The organism is Acinetobacter sp. ANC 4173 (genome assembly GCF_004331255.1).
Classification (GTDB): domain Bacteria; phylum Pseudomonadota; class Gammaproteobacteria; order Pseudomonadales; family Moraxellaceae; genus Acinetobacter.
The window spans coordinates 108,833-130,535 of sequence record NZ_SJOF01000012.1 but is presented as its reverse complement, the minus strand read 5'-3'; the positions used below and the strand labels follow the sequence as shown (position 1 = coordinate 130,535).

Genomic DNA, 21,703 nt, shown 5'->3' with positions numbered 1-21,703 from the left:
TGCGAGTTTTATTCAGCAGAGGTGCTCGATGCTGGTGTTTCTGTCGAAGTTGCAGGACGATCGAGCAAACCAAACGTCATACGGTTAGTAAGGCTACGTTGCTCAGCAGGTGCAGCAGTTTTTGGTGTTTCAACAGTACTTTGTTCTTCACGGCCAAAGACACCTAAAGTTGCACGGTTGAGCCAACTGCCTTCTTTGCGTGCTGCACGTAAATTCACGCTACCATCAGATTTCACTAGATTCGGATAGTTCAGTTTTAGAACATCGATATACTGTTGTGCTGTGGCTTTGTCCCCCAGTTGTTCGTAACCATAGGCAACTGTTGCCAATGCTTCTGGAATTTGTGGGGTTTGTGGGTAATGTTCAATCACCCATTGCGAACGCTCCACAGCAGCTAACCAAGCTTTACGCTTAATGTTAAAACGCGCGACGTTCATTTCACTTTCAGCCAACTCATTGCCAATATATTTCATACGTTGGGCTGCATCTACTGCATATGTGCTTGATGGATAGCGACGAATGAAATCGACAAAGTTTTGGTAAGCCAGTTTTAAATAACTGGTATCACGATGTGATTGCTTTAATGAGGTATAACGCATTAAACCATCATAGTTTTGTTCCATGTTCGCTACACCGCGTACATAGTAAGCATAATCTACATTTGGGTGCTGCGGATTTAAGCGAATAAAACGCTCTGCAAGGCTAATCGTGCCTTCATAATCTTTTTGCTGGAATTTCGTGTACAACAACTCAAGCTGGGCTTGCTGTGCATAGTCACCCGTTGGGTAGTAAGTATCAATCGCTTCTAGGTACTTGGCTGCATCAGTATATTGACCATTATCTAGCGCTTTCTCAGCTTTTTGTATATATACCTGCTCACTTAATTGTGGGCCTGTATCCACCACTTCTTTTTTTGGATTACTGCTACAGCCCACCATTGCAGATGCAATGCCTAAAGAAAGAGCGAGCATTGTAATTTTATAACGTGGTAGCGACATAAAAATTCCTCTGTTAATACGGGCAATGAGCTACAATTGCGCTATTAAACCACTTTTGTTTGAATGATCAAATGACCCAAGCACAATCTACTAATACAAATTCTGCAGAAACTGATTTCAATTTACTTGAAGAAATAGACGAAGCAGATAACCATACTTCTGATGCAACTGCAACACGTTTATCGTTGCAATTTCAATTGGATGAAAGCTATATCGGGCAACGTATTGATCAGGTTGCGGCGAGTGTTTGGAGCGATTTCTCACGCGAAAAACTCAAGCAGTGGCTGAAGGATGGGCATTTGTTGGTAAATGGTAACATTGTTAAACCAAAGTACAAATGTGAAGGATATGAGCAGCTTACTCTTGATGTCGAGCTAGAAGCGCAAACAACGAGTCAGCCTGAAAACATTCCACTCAATATTGTTTATGAAGATGATGACATCATTGTGATTAACAAACCTGTTGGAATGGTGGTGCATCCTGGCGCTGGAAATAGCACAGGCACGTTGGTGAATGCGCTGCTTTATCATTACCCAAAGTCGGCTGAACTCTCACGTGCAGGTCTAGTGCATCGTATTGATAAAGACACAAGCGGCTTGTTGGTGGTTGCAAAAACCTTGGAAGCTCAGTTTGCATTAAGCAAACAACTGGCAGATAAATCGGTTTATCGTGTCTATGATTTGATCGTTTATGGCAGCATGATTGCAGGCGGTACCATTAATGAGCCGATTAAACGCCATCCCGTTGATCGCGTTAAAATGACAGTTTTACCTGGCGGGAAAGATGCTGTGACCCACTACAATGTAAAAGAGCGTTTTCAGCATTTCACCCGTGTACAAGCACGTTTGGAAACTGGACGTACACACCAAATTCGTGTGCATTTTGCTTACATTGGTTATGGTCTGGTCGGCGATCCGGTCTATATGCCACGTGTACGTGTTCCTGCTGGGGCATCTGAATTGTTGAATGATACTTTGCGTGGCTTTAGACGTCAGGCATTGCATGCTGTGCAATTGGGTTTAGTTCATCCACGCACGGGTGAGGACATGATGTTTGAAGCACCATGGTCAGAAGATTTTGCAGCATTGGTTGATGTATTGCGTAGCGAGAATGCCGCTTATTAAAAGCAATTGGAGATGTGATCTTTGCGAAGTTCCAGATGGTGAAAAGGAATAACGCAAAGATAATTTAAGTTGAATAAGGAATTTAACATGCAATTTGTTCAAGGCTTTCCAGAAGGTGTTTTTGTCGGGCAAACGCGTGTGCAACATGAGCATACTCTGGCCTCGGATAAACCTGAACTTGATGGTTTTAATTTGGCATTGCATGTTCAGGATAATGCTCATCGAGTACAACAACACCGAATGCAGTTACTTGAAGAATTCTCTGCTTTTGGCGTGGAAAAAATAACGTGGATGACGCAAACCCATAGCACGATTTGTCACACTGTGAATGAACAGATCTGCTTCGAGGCACTCGAAGGTGATGGCTTAGTAACTCAACAGAAGCAGCATGCCTTAATGATGATGACTGCGGATTGTTTACCTATTGTACTTGGCGATGCTGAAGCGATTGAGGTCGCAAATTTACATGCAGGTTGGCGTGGACTGGCCAATGGAATTGTGGAAAATACCATTGCAGCGATGCAGCATCCTCCTACTTGGGCATGGTTAGGGGCAGCCATTAGCCAACCTTGCTTTGAAGTAGGGGCTGAAGTCAAACAAATCTTTTGTAGTAAGTATCCTGCCTTAGCCTCGGCCTTTGAGCCATCGAAAGAACAGGGAAAATACTTTGCTGATTTATATGCGATTGCACGCTATATTTTGCAGCAGCATGGTATCACCAAGATCTTAGGTGGAGACCAGTGTACCTATAGACAAACTGAAGAATATTATTCTTATCGCCGTAATGCTAAAACTGGAAGAATGGCGACCTTTGTATTTTTAAAATAAGCATGGCGAGCTTGATTGGCTCACCAATTTTTACATTGAACTATACACTCCCTCAGGCGAATGAAAAGTGTTAAACTTGACTTAATTATTTGGTTTTAAAAGTTTCCATGTCTGTCACTGATCCTGTTTCTTCTGCTTCTGTAGATGTATGTGTGGTTTATCATAGTCCTTATGGTCATACGGCCAAGGTAGCCCAGTATATTGCGCAAGGTGCGGAGCAGGCGGGTGCGCATGTGCATCTAATTTCTGTGGCAGCAGTGCAATGGGAGCTTCTAGATCAGGCTGATATTATTATTATGGGTTGTCCAACGTATATGGGGAGCCTGACTTCTGCATTGAAACAGTTTATGGAAGACTCGTCTAAGCGTTGGTTAGCTCGTGCTTGGCAAGGGAAACTTGCTGCTGGTTTTACCAATGGTGGTGGCTTAAGTGGTGATAAATTGGCAGTCTTGCAGCAGATTAATTTATTTGCCATGCAGCATGGTATGTTGTGGGCAGGTTTGCCGTTTATGCCAACTGGGCGTAGCCAGCAAGATATTAACCGTATGTCGAGCTTCTTAGGTCTAATGACACAGTCAGATAATGCCAGTGTTGAAGTCACCCCGCCAGAAGGTGACTTGGAAACAGCACGAAAGTTTGGAAAGTATTTAGTTGAGCTAAAAGCTAACTATTAACACTTTTAGTCATAAAAAACCTCCAAATTGGAGGTTTTTTATTACTTATGCATGATGCGTGCTTTATCGCGTTGCCAGTCACGATCTTTTTCCGTAGCACGTTTGTCATGGAGTTGTTTACCTTTTACTAAAGCAATTTCCAACTTCGCACGTGGGCCTTTCCAGTAAGCGGCAAGCGGAACGCATGAATAGCCTTTTTGATTGACTGCACCGAGTAACTTATCCAGTTCACGACGGTTCAGTAGTAGCTTACGTGTACGGGTCGATTCAGCAACAATATGCGTAGACGCACTGAGTAACGGTTGAATTTGTGCACCGAAGAGGAAAGCCTCACCATTTTTAAAGGTGATATAACTCTCTGACAGGGTCATGCGACCTGCGCGTAATGATTTAACTTCCCAACCTTGTAAGGAGAGTCCTGCTTCAAATTTTTCTTCAATAAAATAATCATGACGGGCACGCTTATTTTGGGCAATCGTACCGCCATTATGTTTTTTAACTACAGTTGCTTTCGCCATAATCAATTACTTCCAAAGTTATGACTATTGTGCCCCAACATGAACCTACTGACAATTCTTAAATCGGATTGAAAAGATTTAAAGTAGCTCAAATACACCACCAAATGGTACACGGCTATTTTACTCAAATGAAACAGCCCAATAGTTTTTGTACGAATAGTGAAGATTTTTCAAATTTATGCAGTTTCTTCACCAAAAAAACAAGATTTTGTTAAAATACATCCCAATAAAATGAATTAGAGTACAAATGGATGTCTAAAACTCGCGTAATCTATCCAGGAACATTTGATCCAATTACCAATGGGCATGTCGACCTTGTGACGCGTGCATCAAAAATGTTTGATGAAGTTGTGGTGGCAATTGCGATTGGGCATCATAAGAATCCATTGTTCAAGTTAGAAGAACGCGTGGCATTGGCACAGGCTTCTCTGAGTGATTTACCCAATGTAGAATTTGTAGGGTTTGATGGTTTATTGGTAAACTTTTTCCGTGAACAGAATGCAACTGCCGTTTTGCGTGGTTTGCGTGCAGTGTCTGATTTTGAATATGAGTTTCAATTGGCGAATATGAACCGTCAACTCGATTCACGCTTTGAAGCGGTGTTTTTAACGCCATCGGAACAATATTCATTTATTTCTTCCACGTTAATTCGTGAAATTGCTCGTCTGAAAGGCGATGTCACCAAATTCGTTCCTGAAGCGGTGGTGAAAGCCTTTGAGCAAAAGCATCAACAAGGTTGGTAGAGTGTCTTTATATATAACTGATGAATGCATCAATTGTGATGTTTGTGAACCTGTTTGCCCTAATGAAGCAATTTTTATGGGTGAATTGATTTACGAAATTAACCCTGATTTATGTACTGAATGTGTGGGGCATCATGATCAACCGCAGTGTCAGCTCTTTTGTCCTGTAGACTGTATCCCACTTGATCCCAATCATGCTGAAACTGAGAATGAGCTGATGGATAAATATAAAAAGCTGATTGCTCAAAAAAGCGCAAGCAATTAAGTCTAAGATTTGATACTATGCGCTTCGAAGTGAGCCAGACGATCGCTGCTGTGGAAATCTCCGTGATTGAAGCAGGGGAGGAAAGTCCGGGCTTCATAGGGCAAGGTGCCAGGTAACGCCTGGGCGGCGTAAGCCGACGGAAAGTGCAGCAGAGAGTAGACCGCCTTCATTATGGTTTCGAGTAATCGAGATCGGAGGTAAGGGTGAAAGGGTGCGGTAAGAGCGCACCGCATGGCTGGTAACAGTTCATGGCATGGTAAACCCCACCGGAAGCAAGACCAAATAGGGATCCTTTAGGCATGGCCCATGCTGGATCCGGGTAGGTCGCTGGAGCGTATGAGTGATTGTACGCCTAGAGGAATGATCGTTCACGACAGAACCCGGCTTATCGGCTCACTTCACCAAATTTTGATCAATTAAGCGCATTAGGTACTTGACGTACTAAAGATAAAATCACATAATGCGCGCACAGTTTACGGCTATGTAGCTCAGTTGGTTAGAGCACCGCACTCATAATGCGGGGGTCACAAGTTCAAGTCTCGTCATAGCCACCATTTTATAAATCACGTTCCTATAACGTGATTTTTTTTGTCTAAAATTTATGATTAGACATTGTATCGGTAAAATAATAAGCGGAGCTTCAGTCTTTAAGCCATTTCATTTTTCAGTAAACATGTGATTTCAGAGTGAGGATTAGAAGAGCGTTACAGATATAGTTCATTTACCAACATGTATGAAGTTGATTGTTGTCGCATCATCTATCCATTTCGTGGGCGATATGGCTCATCCTTGCTATTTACATATATGTTTGGGACAGAGGATGTAAGTTGAGCGTATAGACGATCATTAAAAACGGAATCTTGTGTTTGTGCTTTGATAGTAATCTGATGAAAATTATACAAATATGGGTGAACTTATAGACTCAATAGATCAACTGTTTAAACTCTGAACACTCATGCAGAAAAAGGCTTGACGCATAGACATGAAATTTAGATAATGCGCACACAGTTTACGGCTATGTAGCTCAGTTGGTTAGAGCACCGCACTCATAATGCGGGGGTCACAAGTTCAAGTCTCGTCATAGCCACCATTTTTATAGACCAAGCTCTCAGCTTGGTCTCTTTTTTTGTGCGTGAAAAAAGAGAAAAAATATTTTGCGCATAAAAAAAGCCCAAACTTTAGTTTGGGCTTTGATGTTTCTATTTGCGGTTATAGACCAGCTTTCCAACCATTGATGATTGGGTAACGACGTTCGCGGCTAAAGGCACGTGAGCTAATACGTGGCCCAATAGAGCCCTGGCGACGTTTATATTCATTAAAGTCGACGAGGCGAATCACTTTTTTCACAACGTCTGCATCAAAGCCTTTGGCAATAATGTCATCTTGGCTCATGTCTTCTTCGATGTAGGCATACAGAATCGCATCGAGGACGTCATAAGCAGGTAATGAGTCTTGGTCGGTTTGGTCTGGGCGGAGTTCTGCTGAAGGCGGACGAGTAATCACACGTTCTGGAATTACAGGTGTTTCAGAGATACTGTTACGGTATTTCGCCAATTCAAACACAATGGTCTTATACACATCTTTCAGAACAGCAAAACCGCCGACCATATCGCCATACAGTGTGCAATAGCCGACAGAAAGTTCTGATTTATTGCCTGTAGAAAGGACAAGGTTACCAAACTTATTCGATAAGCCCATCAATAGCGTACCGCGTGTACGTGCTTGTAAATTTTCTTCAGTGGCATCAGCAGGTGCATTACCAAAGAATGGATAAAGCGTTTGCATAAAGCTGTTTACAATCGGATTAATTTCCGCGATACCAAAGGTAATGCCCATATTCTTCGCTTGTGCTGCAGCATCTTCTACACTGATTTGCGACGTATAAGTATAAGGCATCATGACCGCTTGTACTTTGTCAGCACCAATCGCATCTACTGCAATCGCAAGGGTCAATGCTGAGTCAATCCCACCTGAAAGGCCTAAAATCACGCCTGGGAAGCCCGAACGGTGAACATAGTCACGCGTTGCCATCACCAAAGCTTGATAAATTTCTGCCATGGTTTCGAGGGTTGGACTGCTTTCAGTAACTTGATAGCTTTGTTGTTCGGCAATATAGTCCGAATAGAGCAATGTTTCTTTAAAACTTGGTGCTTGTAGTGCAACAGCGCCGTCTTTGTTAATGACAAAACTGGTGCCGTCAAAAATTAAATCATCTTGACCACCAACTTGGTTGGCATAAACCAAATTGAGGTTCATTTGTTTCGCAAGAGCAGACATGGTTTCAACACGGTGCTGTGGCTTACCCACTTCATATGGTGAAGCATTTAGGACTAAAGCCGTTTCTACATTCAGTTGGGCAAGTTGCTGAACGGTATTCAGTGACCAGATATCTTCACAAATCAGTACACCGAATTTATGTCCGAGGTATTCAAATACCAAGTGCTGATGGCCTTCGTTAAAATAACGTTTTTCATCAAACACGCCATAATTTGGCAAGTTTTGCTTGTTATAAACCCCGAGAATCTTACCGTCTTTCATCACTGCGGCAGAGTTATAGCGTTGCCCATCTTCAGTTTGATTGACAAAACCAAAGACCATGACAATGTCTTTTACTTGGCTAAGCTGTTCAAACGCTTGTTGTGTGCGTTTAGACAGGCTTGGACGCAACAGTAAATCTTCGGCGGGATAACCAATGGTTGCTAATTCAGGGAAGATAATTAAATCTGATTTTTGCGCTTTGGCTTCATTTGCCAATTGTTGCATTTTTTCAGCATTTGCTTCGATATTACCAATATGCGGAGAGAATTGTGCTAGGGCAATTTTAAAACTTTTCATTCCAACTTAATCCTAAAGCTATAGGGATGTGTACACAGATGACTGAGTTTCTTATGGTTATCGGTTCAGTACTGTGTAATCAACGACAAAATAATGAATAAATGATTTGCGTTGATACTATATACGAATTGCGACAAATGTAGTGTATAAATTCAAAAAAAATTCTTATTTGCATTTAGAAAAACAATTCATAATTGTAGATGGGAAGTTACTTATATTTCACTGAAAAGGTTAAAGATATGTTGCGATATTTATCGACTCTGATTCAGGCTATTCAAAGCGTAGGTGTTTTGTCGCGACGACCTTTGACCGAAGGTGAAAAATCATTGGTTCGATGGATTTTTGCAGACACGATTCAGTTGGATCTGGTTCAAATTATTGCGCATAAAGCCGTACTTAAAAATCATGCCATCAGTCCAAATGGACATATTTATTTTCACGCACAAAATTACTGTCATGATTTTTCAAAGTGTTCACTCGGTTTGCAATCTTGGTTTATTCATGAGATGACGCATGTGTGGCAATATCAACAAGGCATGGCTGTGGTACGCAAGGCATTATTTGATCGCCGTTATCACTATGTTATCCAACAAGGAAAATTGTTTTTAAATTATGGAATAGAGCAGCAGGCGCAAATGGTACAAGATTATTTTATTAAAAAAACACAAGGACAGGACTGCAATGCTTATGAACAATGCATTCCTTTTTTGGCACCCAAAGCATGATTTTGTCCCATGCAGATAATTTTGTAGGAAAACTGTCGGACAAGCATGAGGAAAGGCAGAAATTGCAAATTAAATGACCTGAATTGCTAGTGGCAAGCCGCATAGGCTCACTTAGTTTTTTACTGTAGCTACATGCTCAAGCAGTATGCGCAATACCACAAAGTTGCACTTACAGTAGAAAAATAAGGAATGGTCATGCAATTCATTACACCACTTAAAAATACATTGAATCATGTATTTTCTGGGCCTCTTTTTGATGCTTTGAAACAGTCTCCCGTGATTCCGATTCGGCACATGCAATTTGACTTTGATCCCAAAGAAATTGATTCCAAGTTTTATCTCAATACAGAATTGGCAAGTGCATATTTTGCATCACTTTCCATTTTTCTTACGTTTGGAGAGGATTTGGTGATAGATACGGCACGCTATCATCGTGAATTGCTCAAAGATCCACTGCTGAAACAACGTGTGACGGCTTTGATTGGTCAAGAGGCGATTCATTCTAAAATGCATAATAAGTTAAATGATGCATTTTTAGAAGCGGATTATCCTGTGCAGTTGTTTCGTACGTGGGCGGGTTGGGCATTTGATTATGGATTTAACCGCTTACCTCAACCCATGAAACTATCGCTCATGGCGGGTATTGAGCATTTCACTGCTGTATTGGCTGAATACATGATGAAGCATGAGGAAATTTTCTTCCATTCTCGAGATGAAAAGCAGCGTGCCATTTGGATGTGGCATATGCTCGAAGAGTCTGAGCATAAGGATATTGCTTATGATGTATTCCAAGCCTTATCCAATAATTATGCACTGCGTATCGCAGGATTTTTCCCTGCGCTCATTACGATTCTTATTTTAATTTCAGCCGCTTCATTTCTGGTGCCATTTTACCGAGAACCGAAAAATCTGATTCGTTGGAGCTGCTGGAAGGAACTACCTTATAGTTTTAGCCTAATTTTTGGCTTAAAAGATGGTGTTTATGGTAGTACCATGCAGCATATTTTTGATTATTTACGCCCTGATTTTCATCCCAATGATCATGATACTTCTGCTTATTTAAGCTATTACAAAGAAAAGCTGTTAAACCCTGAAGACGGCATTTTAGTGCCTTATTTTATGCGTGAATTTACCCCTAGTTTACGTTCATAACAAAGCGGGAATTTTAAAATGACAATTTTTAATAAAAAAAGTAAACCAAGCAAGCATGCTTACGTCGTGGTAACAGGTGCGGGGAGTGGTATTGGGCGGAGTTTTGCACTAGAACTTGCTCGGCGCGGAGGGGTGGTGGTTTGTGCAGATATTGATCTCAGTGCTGCTGAAGAAACCGTGAGCTTGATTCAAAATCAATATCAAACGGATGCTTTTGCTGTGCAATGTGATGTGGGGTGTGCTGAGCAAGTGAAAGCATTGGCAGAGCAAGCTGAACAATTAATGGGGCATGCAACCACTTTAATTGTGAACAATGCGGGAGTTGGTCTGGGTGGAAAGTTTGATGAAGTCAGCCTAGAAGATTGGCAATGGTGTATGCATGTCAATTTATGGGGCGTGATTCATGGATGTCATTATTTTGTCCCAAAATTTAAACAGCAAGGTTTTGGTGCAATTATTAATGTAGCCTCTGCCGCAGGGTTTTCTGCTGCACCCGAAATGACGGCATATAATGTAACGAAGTCGAGTGTTTTAGCATTGTCAGAAACACTTTCAGCAGAACTTCGCAGTGCTAATATCCGCGTTAATGTGCTTTGTCCAACTTTGGTGCCAACCAATATTATGAAAAATGGGCGCTTACCACAGCATTATTCTGGTTTAGCCAATCATTTACTGATGAATCATGCTTTTATCAATAGTGACCAAGTGGTGGTTAAAACCTTGGATCGACTTGATGCGAATAAGCTGTATACCATTCCGCAACCAGATGCCAAGTTATTTTGGTGGTTAAAACGAGCTGCCCCAAGTCTATATACCAAGTTACTTGGAATCGGTTATCCGTTGTTGCAAAAATACGTGAAATAAAAATCAGAGATTCAACATGACAGAAAATATTTTAACGGCAAATTCAGATCAAAAATTTGAATCTGCCTTAGATGAAAGTGGTGATCATACTGGAGTACAGGAAAACCAAACTTCCGTGACTCAACAAAAACCAAAATACGAACTAAAGCGAAACAACCAAAGCCAATCCGCCAACGCATGTATATGATTGTATTGTGATTGGAGCGGGAATATCCGGTATTGCTGCTGCTTATAAGATGATACAAGCTAGTTATACTGACTTTTTGGGACTCGAAAAAGCAGAACGCGTCGGTGGAACTTGGCGTGGCAACACTTATCCTGGCTGTGGTTGTGATGTGCCATCGGCGTTATATTCTTTTTCGTTTGCACCAAGCCATGCTTGGAGTCATTTATTTGCTAAGCAACCGGAAATTTTGGCCCTATCTGGAGCAAGTCACGAAGCAATTCAATTTGTATGACAAAATTAATTTTAAGCATGAACTTATATCTGCCAAATGGAATAAAACGCAGCAGCAGCAATGGATTTTAGAAACTTCACAAGGTAAATTGCTTGCTAAAACAGAGGTTTTCTCTACTGGACCTATTACAGAACTCTCTGTACCACAGATTAAAGGAAGTGATACCTTTGACGGTGCAATGTTTCATTCAGCACGCTGGAAACATGATTACGATTTAACAGGTAAACAGGTTGCTGTGACTGGTACAGGTGCATCTGCGATTCAGTTTATTCCTCAAATTCAACTTGATGTTAAAGAGTTGATTGTTTTTCAACGTACTGCACCGTGGGTATTACCCAAAGCCGATCTGGCATTGAATGATACGACTAAAAGCATCATTGCCAAATATCCTGTGATTCAACAGTTGTGGCATAACAGTGTTGCGCAGATTTTAAATGGGATTAACTGTGGATTACGTCATCCTCAAATATTAAAGCCGATTAATCTGCTGAGCAAACAGCTATTAAAACTGCAAATTCAAGATCAAATATTACGAAAGAATGTGACTCCTAATTTCTCAATTGGTTGTAAACGGCTGTTATTCTCCAATAATTATTATCCTGCCTTACAACAAGAAAATGTACAGCTTGTGCCGCAGGGTTTGATTGAAATTCAGGGGAATCAATTGATTGCCGCCAATGGTGAGCAGTAACAAGTTGATGTGATTATTTGGGGAACAGGCTTTGAAGTTTCATATCCGCCCATAGGCAAGCGAGTCTATGACGTGAATGAACAACTCTTGGCAGAGCATTGGAAGGAAAGTTCACCAGAAGCGTTTCTAGGTGCTAGTTTGGAACATGTTCCCAATGCTTTTTTAGTGCTAGGTCCCAATATGCTGGTTTATGACTCATTTATTGGGATTGCTGAAGCGCAACTGGATTACATTATGAGCGGTTTACTGCAAATGCGGGATCAGAGCATTAAGCGGATAGAAATTAAGCCAAAAGTACTTCATGAACATAATGTTGTGGTACAAAAACATTTGCAGAAGATCGTTTTTAACCGTGGTGGTTGTAAATCTTATTATCTAGATCAAAATGGGCGAAATTTTGCAGCTTGACCGTGGTCGTTAAAGCAATTAAAGCAACAACTAAGAAATTTGACTTGGTTGATTATGATGTTGGTTAAATTTTAATCCTAAAATATTCTGATGGCTGTATTAGTATTTAAGCCGAAATAAAAAAACCACCCAAAGGGTGGTTTTTTTAATCCTTAATTCTTTCGAATTAACGACCTTGGATGTCACGTTGAACTTCACCAGTGTAAAGCTGACGTGGACGACCAATTTTGTAAGGTCCGCTGTGCATTTCTAACCAGTGGCTGATCCAACCAACAGTACGTGCAAGCGCGAAGATTACAGTAAACATTTCAGTCGGGATACCAATCGCTTTAAGGATGATACCTGAGTAGAAGTCTACGTTAGGGTATAAGTTACGTTTAATGAAGTATTCGTCAGAAAGCGCGATACGTTCAAGTTCCATAGCAAGAGCAAGCTGTGGATCGTTGATGCCTAAAGCAGCAAGAACTTCATCACAAGTTTCTTTCATTACTTTCGCACGTGGATCGAAGTTTTTATAAACTCGGTGACCGAAGCCCATAAGTTTAACTTCTTTAGTTTTCACTTTTTCCATGAAGCCAGCAACGTTTTCTACAGTGCCGATTTCATCAAGCATCTTAAGAACAGCTTCGTTCGCACCACCGTGAGCAGGTCCCCAAAGTGCAGAGATACCAGCAGCAATACATGCATACGGGTTAGCACCAGTAGAACCGGCTAAGCGTACAGTAGATGTAGACGCGTTTTGTTCGTGGTCAGCATGCAGCGTGAAAATACGATCCATTGCTTTTGCAAGAATAGGGTTTACTTTGTAATCACGGTCTGCTGGAGTAGCAAACATCATATGCAAGAAGTTTTCTGCATAGCTTAAGTCATTACGTGGGTAAACAAATGGTTGACCTACCGTATATTTGTAGCTCCAAGCTGCAAGCGTAGGTACTTTAGCAATCAAGCGGATTGCTGTAATTTCGCGGTGATCAACATTTTCAATGTCAAGATTGTTGTGATAGAACGCAGAAAGCGCACCAACTACACCAACCATGATTGCCATTGGGTGAGCATCACGACGGAAACCATTGAAGAAACGGCTAACTTGGTCGTGAACCATAGTGTGGTTACGTACTTTAGCGTCAAATTCAACTTTTTGCTCAGCAGTTGGAAGCTCGCCATTTAATAATAAGTAGCAAGTTTCTAAGTAGTCTGCTTTAGTAGCAAGTTGGTCAATTGGGTAACCGCGGTGTAAAAGTACACCTTTGTTACCATCAATGAAGGTGATTTTTGATTCGCAAGCTGCTGTTGCCATAAAACCAGGATCAAAAGTAAAGTGACCCGCGGCCAACACATCCTTAACGTCGATTACATCTGGGCCCAATGTGCCGCTGTAAATTGGTAATTCAATTTCTTTGCCATCAAGCTGTAATACGGCTTTTTTGCCAGTTGCTTCAGACATTCAAAGATCTCCTGTCCTGGTGAATGTTTAATCTGACTCGTAGTACTAATCTTCTAATGCGCGAATCAGACGGATCAAAAATTTGCTAGTTAGATTAGAGTGTACTGAAATTTTGTCAATTATACTTATGGATAAAAACTGACGCCCTCACAGAGGTTTAGTCAAATCTGTCCTTAGAGGAATGAATAAAATCACAGCACCGCCGCGCTATAATATGTCAAAATATTCTTGAGGTGCAGAAAAAAAATAGAACTCCATCTTAATTGTAAATATTTATAAAATTTATAGAGAGAGTATTTTTGAATAAATGATGAGAGCAAACTGAATCGAAATTCATCTAATTTTCATAACTTACATTCATTTTTGTTCATATTTTATTTCATTTTTGAGCCAAACTTGACATTAAATTCTAATCATAAGGACTGGTTTGATTGATCAAAAAATGACTAATTAGATTTTGCTTTTTGGTTGGAAATTAATCTTTTTGCGTAATTTTTTGCAATTTTTGAGCAAATTAAACCCTTAATATTTATACGTGATCTGTATATTGTTTTGGCTAAGTCATTATTTAATCACGTTATATCATAAAATTATTGCTTTAAATAAATAGTGAACATTTTGATAGGAAATGCCAGTCTCTCCATATAAAGGAAGAGATTCTCAAATAGGGAAAATATCTTCCTTATCTTTAGTCTAAAAATGCAAAATCACAGAAGGCGATTAAAAAGGGGGGATTTTATGGATAAGTGATATAAACCAATAGCATAGCAATAAATTTGAGCTAAATTATTGGTTTTTATAGAATGTTGTTTTTGTTAATGATTCTTATTTAAAAGTTTTTTGTTAAAAAACCAGTCTTTGATTGTTTGTATTTTGACTTTTCGCGTTTTATAATTCGATGTCGTTTTAAGTTTAGGCATTTACTTGCCTGACAATGCCAGCTTTCCTTCGAATTAATTCCAACAAACTCCGGATGGAGTTTTTACTTACAGGATGCCCGCTGTGAAAAGCAACAGACCTGTCAATTTGTCCATGGGTCAAGTTTTAGAAGTAAACTTAAAATCCCCTGTGGCTATTGCATCAATTTTACACCGCCTCTCTGGCGTTATCGTATTTTTACTCGTACCGGTACTTTTATGGATTTTAGACAAATCATTGTCTTCTCCTGAAGGTTTTGCGCAAGTGCAAGCTATTTTTAATAGCTTCATCGTGCGTTTTATCGTATGGGTATTTGTAGCCGGCTTAATTTTCCACTTTATTGCGGGGGTTAAGCATTTACTTGCGGATCTAGGTATTGCTGAAGAACTGCAAAGTGGTCGTGTCGCAGCTACTATTTCATTGATCTTGTCTGCAATAGGTATCATTGCGGCATTTGTATGGATTGTTATCTAATGAAAAGTGCTACTGGTTTAACGGGTTCAGGTTCTCGTGATTGGTTTATCCAACGCGTAAGTGCTGTCGTATTAGCAGTTTATACTGTTGTTGTTTTAGGTTGGATCCTATGCAATGGCGGTTTTAGCTACGAACAGTGGTACGGCTTTATGATGACAGCTCCAATGAAGATCTTATCTTTATTAGCAGTCTTATCTCTTGTTGCACATGCATGGATTGGTATGTGGCAAGTATTCACGGATTATGTGACTACTCGTCAAATGGGGCCTTCAGCTTCAGGTTTACGCCTTGTACTAACTTCAGCAGTAATTATTGCTGTATTTGCATATGCGATCTGGGCAATCCAGATTTTTTGGGCGAATTGATAGGAAGAGATCATGGGCGCTATAACCCCTAAAGAAGATTACACAAATATTCCACACGAAACTTTCGATGCTGTCATCGTTGGTGGTGGTGGTTCAGGTATGCGCGCATCTTACCAACTTGCTCAAGCTGGTTTAAAAGTTGCGGTTCTGACTAAAGTATTCCCAACACGTTCACACACAGTTGCTGCGCAGGGAGGTATTGGTGCATCTCTTGGTAACATGCAAGAAGATAACTGGCACTACCACTTCTACGACACTGTTAAAGGTTCGGACTGGTTAGGTGACCAAGACGCGATTGAATTTATGACGCGTGAAGCACCGCAAGTGGTTTATGAATTAGAACACTTGGGTATGCCATTTGACCGTAATGCTGATGGTACAATTTATCAGCGTCCATTCGGTGGTCACTCTGCAAACTACGGTGAAAAAGCCGTTCCACGTGCTTGTGCTGCTGCTGACCGTACAGGTCACGCACTTCTTCACACGCTTTATCAAAGCAACGTGAAAATGGGTACTCAATTCTTTGTTGAATGGATTGCACTTGACCTTATCCGTAATGAAGCGGGTGATGTACTTGGTGTAACTGCATACGACCAAGAAACAGGTAAAATTGCTGTATTCCAAGCCAAAGCGACATTGTTTGCTACAGGCGGTGCAGGTCGTGTTTACCGTGCATCTACTAACGCATATATCAACACGGGTGACGGTCTTGGTATGGCAGCTCGTGCAGGTATTCCATTACAAGATATGGAATTCTGGCAGTTCCACCCGACGGGTGTTGCGGGTGCAGGCGTATTGTTAACCGAAGGTTGTCGTGGTGAAGGTGCGATCCTTCGTAACGATGCGGGTGAGCCGTTCATGGAACGCTACGCACCAACTTTAAAAGACTTGGCGCCACGTGACTTCGTATCACGTTCGATGGACCAAGAAATTAAAGAAGGTCGTGGTTGCGGTCCGAAGAAAGACTACATCTTGCTTGATATGACGCACTTGGGTGCTGACACGATCATGAAACGTCTTCCGTCTGTATTTGAGATCGGTAAGAAGTTCGCGAACGTTGACATCACCAAAGAGCCAATTCCTGTAGTACCGACAATCCATTACCAAATGGGTGGTATTCCTACGAATATTCATGGTCAAGTTGTTGTGCCTGAAAGTGCTGAAGTTTCACCGCTTGAAGCAAACTACAACAAAGAAACTGATGTTTATTCTACCAATGCTGGTGATCGTAACTTTACGAAACCTGTTAAAGGTTTCTATGCAATTGGTGAGTGTTCTTGTGTATCTGTACATGGTGCAAACCGTTTAGGTACGAACTCACTGCTTGACTTGGTTGTATTTGGTAAGGCTGCGGGTGAGCACATCATCGATTACGTGACTAAACACCACGGTGATGAATACCAACCACTTCCTACAACTGTACTTGAGCAAACTGTTGCGCGTATCCGTAAATTGGATGAGTCAACAACAGGTGAAAATGCGCAAGAAGTTGCTGATGCGATTCGAGACATCGTACAAGACCATGCTGGTGTATTCCGTACAGAAGCATTGCTTGACAAGGGTGTGAAAGAAATTCTTGCGATTGAACCACGCGTACGTAATATTCATTTAAAAGACAAATCTAAAGTATTTAATACAGCACGTATTGAAGCTTTAGAGGTTGAAAACTTATATGAAGTTGCTAAAGCGACCTTGATTTCAGCTGCTGCACGTAAAGAATGCCGTGGTGCGCATACGGTTGTAGATTTTGAAGAATCTCCTGATCATCCAGAATACCCGTACGGTCGTCGTGATGATGAGTGGATGAAGCATACATTATGGTTCTCTAGCGATAACCATCTTGAATACAAGCCGGTACGTTACAAGCCGTTATCTGTAGCTGCAATTCCACCTAAACCACGTACATTCTAATTGGGAGAAGTAAGATGAGTAGAGGTACTCGTACATTTAATATCTACCGCTACGATCCTGATAAGGATGCAGCACCATACATGCAAACTTTTAAGCTTGAGTTGACTGATAAGCACCGTATGTTGCTTGATGCGCTTCTTGCATTGAAAGTACAAGATGAAACTTTAACGTTCCGTCGTTCATGTCGTGAAGGTATTTGTGGTTCAGATGGTGTGAACATTAATGGTAAAAATGGTTTAGCGTGTCTTTGGAACCTAAACGACTTACCAGAAGTGATTACTGTTCGTCCTTTACCAGGTTTGCCAGTGGTTAAAGATTTAGTTGTGGATATGAATCAGTTCTACGATCAGTACAACAAAATTCATCCATTCTTGATCAACAATCAACCTGCGCCACCAAAAGAGCGTTTACAGGCTCCTGAAGAGCGTGAACACTTAGATGGTTTATACGAATGTATTCTTTGTGCATGTTGTTCAACTTCATGCCCATCGTTCTGGTGGAACCCTGATAAATTCTTGGGTCCTTCAGCGTTATTGAATGCTTACCGTTTCATCATCGATTCACGTGATACAGCAACTCAAGAGCGTTTGGCTCGTCTTGACGATCCATTCTCGTTGTTCCGTTGTAAAGGCATCATGAACTGTGTATCAGTATGTCCTAAAGGTTTGAATCCAACTAAAGCAATCGGTCATATCCGTAACATGCTTTTAGATATGGCAGGCTAATCTTTAGAGATTAAAGATGATTAAAAAAGCACACTCTTAAGTGTGCTTTTTTATGAAACCTGAAAATTATTGTGCGTAAAACTGTTTTGCTGGAAAGGAACGAGAACATAAATATAATTTGTGCAATTCATGTAAAAACAGATGGATTATTTATGCTGAAAAAGCGTTTGTCGCGTAGAATAAATGCTATTATATAACGTTAGAAAAGGGCAGTTTGTAAGAAGATGCTCTTTTTTATTATTCGCTAAATTTAAATAGGACTTTGGTCTAGATTTGTGGTCAATTGATGATAAATCACAGTAGTTTACAGCATAAAATATTATGTGTATTTCGCTGATTTATGAATGGTATGTGTCAAAAAAATCAATTGGTGAAAGAGGAACATGTTACGATTTGATACATCGTTATATTGAAAAAAACTGTGGTTAATTAATACACATTTTTTGATATAAATTGGGTGCTTACATACGTTCTAAGTGGTTTTAGAAAAGCTAAATCAAGAATTTATCTTTTCTAAAACGATTTTGCAAAAAATTGCTCGGTTTCGGTCGAGTATATATGGATGAGTGATGATGCCATTGAGGGTGTTGTTGTTCATTTTTCACATCAGGATACTCCTAATGTGGTGATAACGCCCTGAGGCTGATGTCTGCTAGGGACTAATGTCATGTTACCAATTTGACATTATCAATCATGGGGTTGCTTAAAAGGCACCTGAAATATTTTTGCAATAGGAAATGGGTCCACAAATGCAAGAAGTTGCTGACGCTCTGCGTCTTGACACTGAACTTTCCGCTGATAGTGCAGCGTATATTGAAGAACTTTATGAGCAGTATTTAACGTCACCTGAATCAGTTGGTGCTGATTGGCGTGTATACTTCGATAAATTCCCGAAAGGTGATCAACCACACAGCAATGTACGTGAGCAATTCCTCTTATTAGGCCGCAATTCAAGCCGTGTTCAGGCAGTGGTTCAAAGCACAGTTAGTACTGAACATGAGCGTCGTCAAATTGGCGTATTACAACTTATTGCAGCGTATCGTAACCGTGGTCATCAGAAAGCGAAGCTTGATCCACTAGGTTTGGCAAAACGTGAAATCGTGCCAGATCTTGATCTTGCTGCACATGGCTTAACTCAATCAGATTTAGACACTGTATTCAATACAGGTAATCTTTTGATTGGTAAAGACGAAGCAACTTTAGGTGAAATGGTTCAATCCATGGAAGCAACCTACTGTGCTTCGATTGGTGCAGAATACATGCACATTGTTGATACCAAAGAAAAACGTTGGATTCAACAACGCCTTGAAGGTGCACGTGGGCAATTTAACTTCACAGCAGACCAGAAAAAACACGTATTAGAGCGTTTAACTGCGGCTGAAGGCCTAGAAAAATTCCTAGGTAATAAATACGTAGGTGCAAAACGTTTTGGTGTTGAAGGTGGTGAATCTTTCATTCCAATGGTTGATGCTTTGATTCAACGTGCAGGTTCTGTAGGTTGTAAAGAAGTGGTCATTGGTATGCCACACCGTGGTCGTTTGAACCTTCTTGTGAATATCATGGGTAAAAACCCAGCAGACCTATTTGGTGAGTTCGAAGGTAAAAGCATCCATAAGAAAGGTTCTGGTGATGTTAAATACCACCAAGGTTTCTCTTCGAATGTCATGACTCCAGGTGGTGAAGTTCATTTGGCATTGGCATTTAACCCATCGCACTTAGAAATCGTTGGACCAGTAGTAGAAGGTTCGGTACGTGCACGTCAAGTACGTCGTAGAGACATTGGCGGTGATGATGTATTGCCAGTGATTGTGCATGGTGATGCTGCATTTGCAGGTCAAGGTGTTAACCAAGAAACCTTCCAAATGTCACAAACTCGTGGCTATACCGTTGGTGGTACAGTTCACATTGTGGTGAATAACCAAGTCGGTTTCACAACTTCTGATCCACGTGATGCACGTTCTACAGAATACTGTACGGACATCGCGAAAATGATCCAAGCACCGATTTTCCATGTGAATGGTGATGATCCTGAATCAGTATTGTTTGTTGCGCAATTGGCGCATGACTTCCGTCATACCTTCCGTAAAGACGTTGTAATTGACATGTTCTGTTACCGTCGTCGTGGTCATAACGAAGCGGATGAACCGGCTGCAACACAGCCAATGATGTATCAAGTCATCAACAAGAAAACGACGACACGTGCATTGTATGCAGACCAATTGGTTCAACAAAATGTGTTAGACCGTGCGAAAGCGGATCAGATGGTTGAAGATTACCGTTCTGATTTAGAAGCAGGTAAGCATGTTGCGAATGCGCTGGTACTTGAGCCAAATACAAAAATGTTTGTAGATTGGACGCCGTACTTAGGTCATGAATACACAGATATTTGGGATACAACGTTCTCTGAAGATCGCTTGAAAGAACTTGGTCGTAAAATGCGTGAGCTTCCTGAAGGCTTCGTGATGCAGCGTCAAGTTGCAAAAGTGATTGATGATCGCTTGAAAATGCAAACTGGTGAAATGCCATTAAACTGGGGTGCAGCTGAAACTTTGGCTTATGCATCTATTTTAGATGATGGTTATTTGGTCCGTTTAACAGGCGAAGACGTAGGTCGTGGTACCTTCTCACACCGTCATGCAAAACTGCATAACCAAGTGGATGGTTCAACCTATATTCCGCTTTGCCACATCAAAGAAAATCAACCACGTACTGCTATTTATGACTCATTATTGTCTGAAATGGCGGTGTTAGGTTTTGAGTATGGTTATGCAACTACACTGCCTAAGAGCCTGGTGATTTGGGAAGCACAATTTGGTGACTTCGCAAACTGTGCACAGGTTGTGATTGATCAGTTCATTGCATCAGGTGAAACTAAGTGGGAGCGTGTGTGTGGTTTAACCTTACTCCTTCCGCACGGTTTTGAAGGTCAAGGTCCAGAGCATTCATCTGCACGTTTAGAGCGTTTCTTACAGCTATGTGCTGAAGACAACATGCAAGTGATGACACCGACTACGCCTGCACAGATTTTCCATGCTTTACGTCGTCAAGCGATTCGCCCAATCCGTAAGCCAATGATCATCATGTCGCCGAAGTCTTTACTTCGTCACAAACTTGCAACATCTACTTTAAGTGAACTTGCAAACGGTACATTCCAAACTGTGATTGATGAAATCGATAACATCAACAAAGCAGACGTAACACGTTTAGTGCTTTGTGGTGGTAAGGTTTACTACGACTTGCTTGAGAAACGTCGTGAGCAAGAGTTGAATAACACTGCAATTGTTCGTATTGAACAATTGTATCCATACCCTGAACAACGTATTGCTGAAGTTCTTGCTCAATATCCAAATGTAAAAGACATCGTTTGGACGCAAGAAGAGCCGAAGAACCAAGGCGCTTGGTTATTTATTGCTCCTCGTTTATATGATGACGTAATGAAGTCGGCTAAACCAGTACGTATCAGTTATGCAGGTCGTGAAGCTTCTGCTGCACCGGCTTGTGGTTCACCATATTTGCATGCAAAACAACAAGCTCAGCTGGTTAATGACGCTTTAGCGATCGTAGCTGAATAACAGGAGATTCT

The 21,703-nt window shown here is 41.0% G+C and carries 18 protein-coding genes, 2 tRNA genes, 1 other RNA gene and 1 pseudogene; 18 read left to right on the top strand and 4 right to left on the bottom strand.

All coding sequences use genetic code 11. The features are described from left to right. Positions 1–8 precede the first annotated feature (8 nt). Positions 9–998 carry an outer membrane protein assembly factor BamD gene (locus E0H94_RS14100; protein WP_104441007.1) on the bottom strand — a complete coding sequence of 330 codons (990 nt, stop codon included), beginning with the start codon at positions 996–998 and terminating at the stop codon, positions 9–11. A gap of 71 nt (positions 999–1,069) precedes the next feature. Between E0H94_RS14100 and rluD the strand changes: the two genes are divergently transcribed. The 3 genes from rluD to E0H94_RS14085 all read left to right on the top strand — a co-directional run bounded on the left by rluD (position 1,070) and on the right by E0H94_RS14085 (position 3,624). Next, positions 1,070–2,122, top strand: coding sequence for a 23S rRNA pseudouridine(1911/1915/1917) synthase RluD (gene rluD, locus E0H94_RS14095; RefSeq protein ID WP_131327090.1), 1,053 nt, complete (start codon positions 1,070–1,072; stop codon positions 2,120–2,122). An 87-nt stretch (positions 2,123–2,209) separates the two neighbouring features. Continuing rightward, positions 2,210–2,950: a peptidoglycan editing factor PgeF gene (gene pgeF, locus E0H94_RS14090; RefSeq protein WP_131327089.1), complete on the top strand. Its 741-nt coding sequence runs from the start codon at positions 2,210–2,212 to the stop codon at positions 2,948–2,950. A 107-nt stretch (positions 2,951–3,057) separates the two neighbouring features. Next, positions 3,058–3,624, top strand: a complete 567-nt coding sequence (locus tag E0H94_RS14085; protein WP_131327088.1) for a flavodoxin family protein — start codon at positions 3,058–3,060, stop codon at positions 3,622–3,624. Positions 3,625–3,665: 41 nt separating this feature from the next. Here the strand turns inward: E0H94_RS14085 and smpB are convergent, their stop codons facing one another. Then, positions 3,666–4,142: an SsrA-binding protein SmpB gene (gene smpB, locus E0H94_RS14080; RefSeq protein WP_116759833.1), complete on the bottom strand. Its 477-nt coding sequence runs from the start codon at positions 4,140–4,142 to the stop codon at positions 3,666–3,668. A 251-nt stretch (positions 4,143–4,393) separates the two neighbouring features. Here smpB and coaD point away from each other — a divergent pair, with 251 nt between their 5' ends. The 5 genes from coaD to E0H94_RS14055 all read left to right on the top strand — a co-directional run bounded on the left by coaD (position 4,394) and on the right by E0H94_RS14055 (position 6,240). Next, positions 4,394–4,885, top strand: coding sequence for a pantetheine-phosphate adenylyltransferase (gene coaD / locus E0H94_RS14075; protein ID WP_131327087.1), 492 nt, complete (start codon positions 4,394–4,396; stop codon positions 4,883–4,885). 1 nt (position 4,886) lies between these two features. After that, positions 4,887–5,150, top strand: a complete 264-nt coding sequence (locus E0H94_RS14070) for a YfhL family 4Fe-4S dicluster ferredoxin (protein WP_131327100.1) — start codon at positions 4,887–4,889, stop codon at positions 5,148–5,150. A gap of 26 nt (positions 5,151–5,176) precedes the next feature. Continuing rightward, an RNA gene (gene rnpB / locus E0H94_RS14065) (RNase P RNA component class A) lies at positions 5,177–5,554 on the top strand. Positions 5,555–5,627: 73 nt separating this feature from the next. After that, positions 5,628–5,704: transfer RNA gene (locus tag E0H94_RS14060), tRNA-Met, on the top strand. 459 nt (positions 5,705–6,163) lie between these two features. Beyond that, positions 6,164–6,240 (top strand) — tRNA-Met (locus E0H94_RS14055). A 119-nt stretch (positions 6,241–6,359) separates the two neighbouring features. On the opposite strand, the gene E0H94_RS14050 is transcribed toward E0H94_RS14055, so the two are convergent. Then, positions 6,360–7,985, bottom strand: coding sequence for an NAD+ synthase (locus E0H94_RS14050; protein WP_131327086.1), 1,626 nt, complete (start codon positions 7,983–7,985; stop codon positions 6,360–6,362). A gap of 239 nt (positions 7,986–8,224) precedes the next feature. Between E0H94_RS14050 and E0H94_RS14045 the strand changes: the two genes are divergently transcribed. The 5 genes and pseudogenes from E0H94_RS14045 to E0H94_RS14030 form a co-directional block, all read left to right on the top strand. Beyond that, positions 8,225–8,710, top strand: coding sequence for a type IV secretion protein Rhs (locus E0H94_RS14045; protein ID WP_131327085.1), 486 nt, complete (start codon positions 8,225–8,227; stop codon positions 8,708–8,710). A 195-nt stretch (positions 8,711–8,905) separates the two neighbouring features. Further along, positions 8,906–9,862 carry a metal-dependent hydrolase gene (locus tag E0H94_RS14040; protein WP_131327084.1) on the top strand — a complete coding sequence of 319 codons (957 nt, stop codon included), beginning with the start codon at positions 8,906–8,908 and terminating at the stop codon, positions 9,860–9,862. Positions 9,863–9,880: 18 nt separating this feature from the next. After that, positions 9,881–10,726, top strand: coding sequence for an SDR family NAD(P)-dependent oxidoreductase (locus E0H94_RS14035; RefSeq protein ID WP_131327083.1), 846 nt, complete (start codon positions 9,881–9,883; stop codon positions 10,724–10,726). A 16-nt stretch (positions 10,727–10,742) separates the two neighbouring features. Next, positions 10,743–10,913: a hypothetical protein gene (locus E0H94_RS18515; protein ID WP_165495615.1), complete on the top strand. Its 171-nt coding sequence runs from the start codon at positions 10,743–10,745 to the stop codon at positions 10,911–10,913. Then, positions 10,891–12,351: pseudogene (locus E0H94_RS14030) on the top strand (flavin-containing monooxygenase); the annotation flags it as partial. The gene E0H94_RS18515 and the pseudogene E0H94_RS14030, both read left to right, overlap by 23 nt. Positions 12,352–12,449: 98 nt before the next feature. Here E0H94_RS14030 and gltA read toward each other — a convergent pair. Further along, entirely contained in the window at positions 12,450–13,727 is a 1,278-nt protein-coding gene (gene gltA, locus E0H94_RS14025; protein WP_131327082.1) for a citrate synthase, read from the bottom strand. Positions 13,728–14,720: 993 nt separating this feature from the next. On the opposite strand from gltA, the gene sdhC reads away from it, so the two are divergent. From sdhC to E0H94_RS14000, 5 genes are all read left to right on the top strand, one after another. After that, positions 14,721–15,119 carry a succinate dehydrogenase, cytochrome b556 subunit gene (gene sdhC / locus E0H94_RS14020; protein ID WP_026441307.1) on the top strand — a complete coding sequence of 133 codons (399 nt, stop codon included), beginning with the start codon at positions 14,721–14,723 and terminating at the stop codon, positions 15,117–15,119. Next, positions 15,119–15,484 carry a succinate dehydrogenase, hydrophobic membrane anchor protein gene (gene sdhD / locus E0H94_RS14015; RefSeq protein WP_004695554.1) on the top strand — a complete coding sequence of 122 codons (366 nt, stop codon included), beginning with the start codon at positions 15,119–15,121 and terminating at the stop codon, positions 15,482–15,484. The genes sdhC and sdhD overlap by 1 nt, the downstream gene beginning before the upstream one ends. 12 nt (positions 15,485–15,496) lie before the next feature. Continuing rightward, on the top strand, positions 15,497–17,395 hold the full coding sequence (locus E0H94_RS14010) for an FAD-binding protein (protein WP_131327081.1): 1,899 nt from the start codon (positions 15,497–15,499) through the stop codon (positions 17,393–17,395). A 14-nt stretch (positions 17,396–17,409) separates the two neighbouring features. After that, on the top strand, positions 17,410–18,120 hold the full coding sequence (locus E0H94_RS14005) for a succinate dehydrogenase iron-sulfur subunit (protein WP_116759813.1): 711 nt from the start codon (positions 17,410–17,412) through the stop codon (positions 18,118–18,120). Positions 18,121–18,869: 749 nt separating this feature from the next. Beyond that, on the top strand, positions 18,870–21,692 hold the full coding sequence (locus tag E0H94_RS14000; protein ID WP_131327080.1) for a 2-oxoglutarate dehydrogenase E1 component: 2,823 nt from the start codon (positions 18,870–18,872) through the stop codon (positions 21,690–21,692). Positions 21,693–21,703: the final 11 nt, after the last annotated feature.